This is a genomic window from Acinetobacter lwoffii, assembly GCF_022967985.1.
Classification (GTDB): Bacteria; Pseudomonadota; Gammaproteobacteria; order Pseudomonadales; family Moraxellaceae; genus Acinetobacter.
In genome coordinates this window covers 1-5,300 of record NZ_JALJVC010000044.1, presented here as the reverse complement: position 1 = coordinate 5,300, position 5,300 = coordinate 1, and the positions used below count along the sequence as shown (strand labels likewise).

The window sequence follows — 5,300 nt, the reverse complement described above, 5'->3', positions numbered from 1 at the left end:
TTGTATATTAATTTAAATATCAATAACTTATAAATTTATTTATGACGAAGAAAAGACGAAAAATCGGCTTTTGTAATAAGTTTGTGAGTTTTTAAGCGAATCTGTAACTTTTTGCCGCGAAAATAGAATAAAAAATGATCAATTTAAGCTTAGATGTACAATTTATAAGGATCTAGGGGCCGAAATTATCCCCAATTGCTGTGGATAAAACTTAGGCTATCTTGTACGCTTGGGCTCACATGGATATAGGTTCTTTGCAGCTATTCGGAATACTGGAAGTTTTCTATGATGGGTACATAGCGAACAGGATGTTCCGGATAAGAATAACAAGAGATAGGCACAAGGACTGCAAGGTACGACAGAAGTTATACTAAGCGAACCAATATGAAAAACCCTGGCAGGATGCCGGGGTTTTTTATTGTCTAAACTCTTTTGATCAGAGCCGGATGAGTAACCAGAAGGAGAATTAACGTTGCTATAAATCACGTTGGAAGCGATGACCTTATTCCCAATTTTGTAAGGTCCTTACACTGATATGCAAACGTGTAGCAAATTCAGCTTAAAGTTAAGGCTAATTTCTCACGAGCATTTTTAATATCGGGCAATTCAAGCTCTGATACTCGACTCGCTTAATGGCCCCAGCTTATTTGATTGAATCGACCAGATCCTGAAATAGGTTATTATCTATAAATTTTTTCTTCACTAATTGACCTAGGATCGAGGATGCTTTATCACTTAATCCTTTTACTGACTTTTGATAAAATATCAGAAAAAAGATTAATTACTATTAGACCCTACAAGAGATCACACGAAACTACCATTTCCAGGGTGAACCATGGACTTTATGAATAAAATTTTTTTTTGACTACTCACCTTATTAAAAGAATGTCATGTGATTAATGAACTACAGATTGACCCATTCTATAAAAAATTTGGCTGAACAATTTTTGATTAAATCGACAATCGCTCTCCAAATATCCTATTAGGAGTAACTATTTTCTTGAATAATAATTTTTGAAGTCAATTCAGCTTTTGATCTTACATCAAGTTTTTTCATTAGATTGGCTTTGTGTACTTCAATAGTCCGATGTGATAGCCCTAATTTTTTAGCAATTTCTTTACAGGTAAAACCATTAACAATCAGCTGAGTTATTTCAGATTCACGACGAGTCAGTTTGTGTTTAGATACAGGAATCTGTTCCTTGCGTTCAAAATGCCAGATCATTAATTTGAAAGGATCTTCCGGAGTCAAAGTCCGTCCGTGCGTATGCACCCAAAACAATTCACCATTTTTGTGTTGCATAAAACGCTGATCTGAATAGAACAAGCTATCCTGCTTTAGTAAACTGCTTAAAGCATCATTACCTATTTTCTCATAATCTTTAATCGTGGGAAAAATCTTAGCGATCGATTGATCAATTAACGCTTCTCGCTCATAACCAAACATATTTGCGAAAGCAATATTCATTTCTTTCATGCATCTATAGCTTAAAACAACAAGAGGTGCAGGACTGAAATCAAAAGCCAATTTATTATAATCCATGAAAAGTATCCTTACTTAGTTTTATAAGGAATACTCAGTTATGCAGTTAATCACAATGGCTAAATGTTAAATAATTTAAGTATTATTTTTGTAATTAAGTAATTTTAAACTTAATAAAGATTGTTGCTATTTTAAGCAGCTAATGGTTTTTTTGATTTTTTAATTTTATATCCGATTTTTATCTAAATTTTCATTTAAATTAACTCAAGTTATTGAACTTTAAATATTTAATAAAAAACAAAAACTACTTAAGTAATTAAGGGGATTGACTCGCAACTATTAATTAAGACACATTTAACAGTACTGTAGTTTCAGTTTTTTATTCAATTTATCTACTTCTATCAAGGAAACTTAATGGTGAGGTAACTGAATAAAAATATATTGATTCACTTCTTATTGATAATCAGGGTTGATTATAAATAGTTAAGTGAGTAACGGACGACAAAACGAAGAAGTAGAAGGGGTAAATATGAAACCCATACAAGAAGCACAGGTTCAACCTAAAAAATCTTCGCACCGTCTGGCTGGGATATCCAGTATGGTGGGAACGACGATTGAATGGTACGATTTTTTTATTTATGGTGCAGCAGCAGCCTTAATTTTCAACAAACTTTTCTTTCCTAATCTAGATCCTTTAATGGGAGTAATGGCTGCATTTGCAACTTACGCTGTTGGGTTTATTGGCAGACCTCTAGGAGGAATTGTATTTGGTCATTTTGGCGACAAAATTGGCCGTAAAGCGATGCTACTCACGACCTTAATTATGATGGGTATTCCCACCGTTTTAATTGGATTGTTACCTACCTATGAAAGCATTGGTTATTGGGCTACTTTATGTCTTGTAATCTTACGCTTTATCCAAGGTATGGCCATGGGTGGGGAGTGGGGTGGTGCCGTTTTGATGGCAGTTGAACATGCTCCCGAAGGTGATAAAGGTTTTTGGGGAAGTTTACCCCAGGCAAGTGCCGGGGGAGGGCTCGTATTAGCGTCAGTTGCCCTCGGCCTGGTCTCAATGTTGCCGGAAGCCAGCCTATTTAGTTGGGGTTGGAGAATTCCATTCCTCGCAAGTATTGTACTTTTAGGTGTCGGCTGGTATATCCGTGTCAAAGTGCCAGAATCTCCGGATTTCGAGAAAGTAAAAGATCAAGCAAAAGAAATTAAAGTACCTGCATTACAAGTTTTCAAAAAACATCCCCGAGTGCTTTTAACAATCATTTTTGCGCGTGCTGCAGAAAATGCTTGGTTTTACATTGCTTCAACCTTTGCACTGGCCTATACCACTACAACGCTGGGTCTTCCGCGTCAAGACATCCTGTTTGCCACGATTTGTGGCGGTGGATTAATCATGATTATGACGCCTTTATTTGGATATCTATCTGACAAAGTCGGCCAAAGAAATATGTTTATGTTTGGCTTGGTTGTACTTTTATTCTATTGCTACCCATTCTTTAGCATGTTGAATACCAAAGACCCGTTTTTAGTCTGGACTGCAATTGTATTGGCCATTGGCGTGGTCTTCCCAATCATGTATGCGCCGCAATCCCAGCTTTTTTCTCGACAATTTCCTACTGAAATTCGCTATAGCGGTATTTCAATTTCTGTACAGTTTGCCGGAGTCATTGGTGGTGGTTTAGCTCCATTGATTGCAACGAAGCTGTTAAGTATTGGTGATGGTAGTCCTCATTTGATTATTACTTACATTATGGGCATGACAATCTTTGCAATTTTCTGCACGTTCTTTATGAAGAGTGACAAGTTAAAGACGCGTGCATTAAAACCTACTCTAAAAAATGCTGAAACTGATCTATCTAGTTCTTCATAGAGAGAAATGATAGTTAAGCAATTGAGGCTTGCAATCCATCTGTTTGGAACGAGAGAAGTATCGAATCTATCCAAATAAGAGGTGTGCAACAGGATTTAAGGATCTTAGGTTTGTCCAGGAAGCAGCCTCAGAATTTAAAAATCTAGAGGTTTTAGGATCATTGGCTAGAAACGATTTATATGATCCATAACCAGAAGGGCTAGAAAATTCTGATTTCATTAGAATTTTGAGTTTAATAACAAAAGTATAGAAGGGAAGTATATGGAGAATATAATTGGACATTACATTTCAGGTCAGCGTATTACTGAAACTCAGAATTCAGGTCCAGTATTTAATCCTTCGACCGGTGAGGAAATTGCTCGTTGTGCATATGCTGACGCTGCAACGGTTGATTTAGCAGTCAAGGCAGCGACTTCATCCAATGCGAAAAAATGGGCCAAAGCTTCACACGCTGCAAGGCTACAAGTTCTGTTCAAAATGCGTGAGTTAATGGTGTCAAGAACGGAAGAACTAGCTGAGATCATAGGTCGTGAGCATGGTAAAACAATTCCAGATGCAATTGGTGAGATTGGTCGTGCGATTGAAGGAATTGAATTTGCATGTAATGCCCCACATGTCACCAAAGGTGAATATTCCCATAATGTTGCTGGTGATATTGATGTTTTCTCGATACGAGTTCCGGTAGGTGTAGTAGGGTGTATTACGCCTTTTAATTTTCCAATTATGATCCCGGCAGTGATGATGGCAATGGCCGTATCTGTGGGAAATTCTATTGTATGGAAACCTTCAGAAAAGGTACCTTCAGCCGCATTATTTTTTGCAGATTTGTGGAAAGAGGCGGGATTGCCGGACGATGTATTTAACATTGTACAAGGCGATAAGACAGCTGTTGATGCAATTTTAGAACACCCAGGAATAGCAGCTATTAGCTTTGTAGGTTCAACCCAGATTGGTGAATATGTCTATCAAAAAGGCACTTCTCATAATAAGCGGGTTGCATCATTTACGGGCGGAAAAAATCATATGGTAGTCATGCCTGATGCAGATCTCGAAGCGGCCGCTAATGCATTTGTTTCTGCTGGTTTTGGTTCAGCAAGTCAGCGTTGTATGGCTGTTTCGATTTTAGTTCCGGTGGGAGCTCAAACTGCTGAAAAATTGCGTAAATTAGTTATTGAAAAAACCAAGGCATTAAGGGTAGGCGCTTATAATGATGCCAATGCTGATTTTGGTGCGGTTATTTCTGCCCAATCTCAGCAATCCGTTTTAAAAGCTATTGATCAATGTATAGCAGATGGTGCTGAACTCATTTTGGATGGCCGCAATTATGAGCATCCAGAATATAAAAATGGTTATTACATTGGACCAACCTTATTCGACCATATCAGAACGGATATGGAGTTTTATAAGCAAGAAGTATTTGGCCCAGCACGTGGTATTTTAAGGGTTGATACACTTGATGAAGCTATTGAAGTAACAAATGGCCATGAATTTGGAAATGGTTCAGTAATTTTTACTCGTGATGGAAAATCTTCACATCGCTTCTTTATGGAAATTGAGTCAGGTATGATCGGAGTTAATGTTCCTGTACCACTGCCTGTAAGTTACTTTAATTTCGGTGGCTTACGTCGGTCAAAATTTGGTGAATCTCATCTTTATGGACCGGATGCAGCGCGTTTTTATACCAAGCTCAAAACTATTTCACAAAAATGGCCAATTCACGAAGAAAGTGATGCTGAAATTTCATTAGCATTTAAAATTACCTAATCAGTGATAGATTTATTTATTAAAAATCCTGCAGAAGCAGGATTTTCAATTTTACACTAACGCGCTCATTTTGATTTAATCATCATACTGATCAAGTCTTTTAAATGAAATCTTTCCCAGATGATCTCAATCCTGCATATTCTGATACCGGACATTTCTATTTTAGAGTTA

Annotated in this window: 3 protein-coding genes and 1 pseudogene; 2 read left to right on the top strand and 2 right to left on the bottom strand. The window is 37.2% G+C overall.

Annotation, left to right across the window (positions count from 1 at the left end):
* Positions 1-422: 422 nt before the first annotated feature.
* Both MWG72_RS15290 and MWG72_RS15285 read right to left on the bottom strand, forming a co-directional pair.
* A pseudogene (locus MWG72_RS15290) lies at positions 423-634 on the bottom strand (helix-turn-helix domain-containing protein).
* Positions 635-982: 348 nt separating this feature from the next.
* The gene (locus MWG72_RS15285; RefSeq protein ID WP_247144421.1) at positions 983-1,543 is read right to left on the bottom strand and encodes a LuxR C-terminal-related transcriptional regulator; all 561 of its coding nucleotides are present in this window, start codon (positions 1,541-1,543) and stop codon (positions 983-985) included.
* 469 nt (positions 1,544-2,012) lie between these two features.
* Between MWG72_RS15285 and MWG72_RS15280 the strand changes: the two genes are divergently transcribed.
* Both MWG72_RS15280 and MWG72_RS15275 read left to right on the top strand, forming a co-directional pair.
* Complete coding sequence (locus tag MWG72_RS15280) at positions 2,013-3,365, top strand: MFS transporter (RefSeq protein ID WP_247144420.1); 1,353 nt, start codon at positions 2,013-2,015, stop codon at positions 3,363-3,365.
* Positions 3,366-3,626: 261 nt separating this feature from the next.
* Complete coding sequence (locus MWG72_RS15275; protein ID WP_247144419.1) at positions 3,627-5,129, top strand: CoA-acylating methylmalonate-semialdehyde dehydrogenase; 1,503 nt, start codon at positions 3,627-3,629, stop codon at positions 5,127-5,129.
* Positions 5,130-5,300 lie beyond the last annotated feature (171 nt).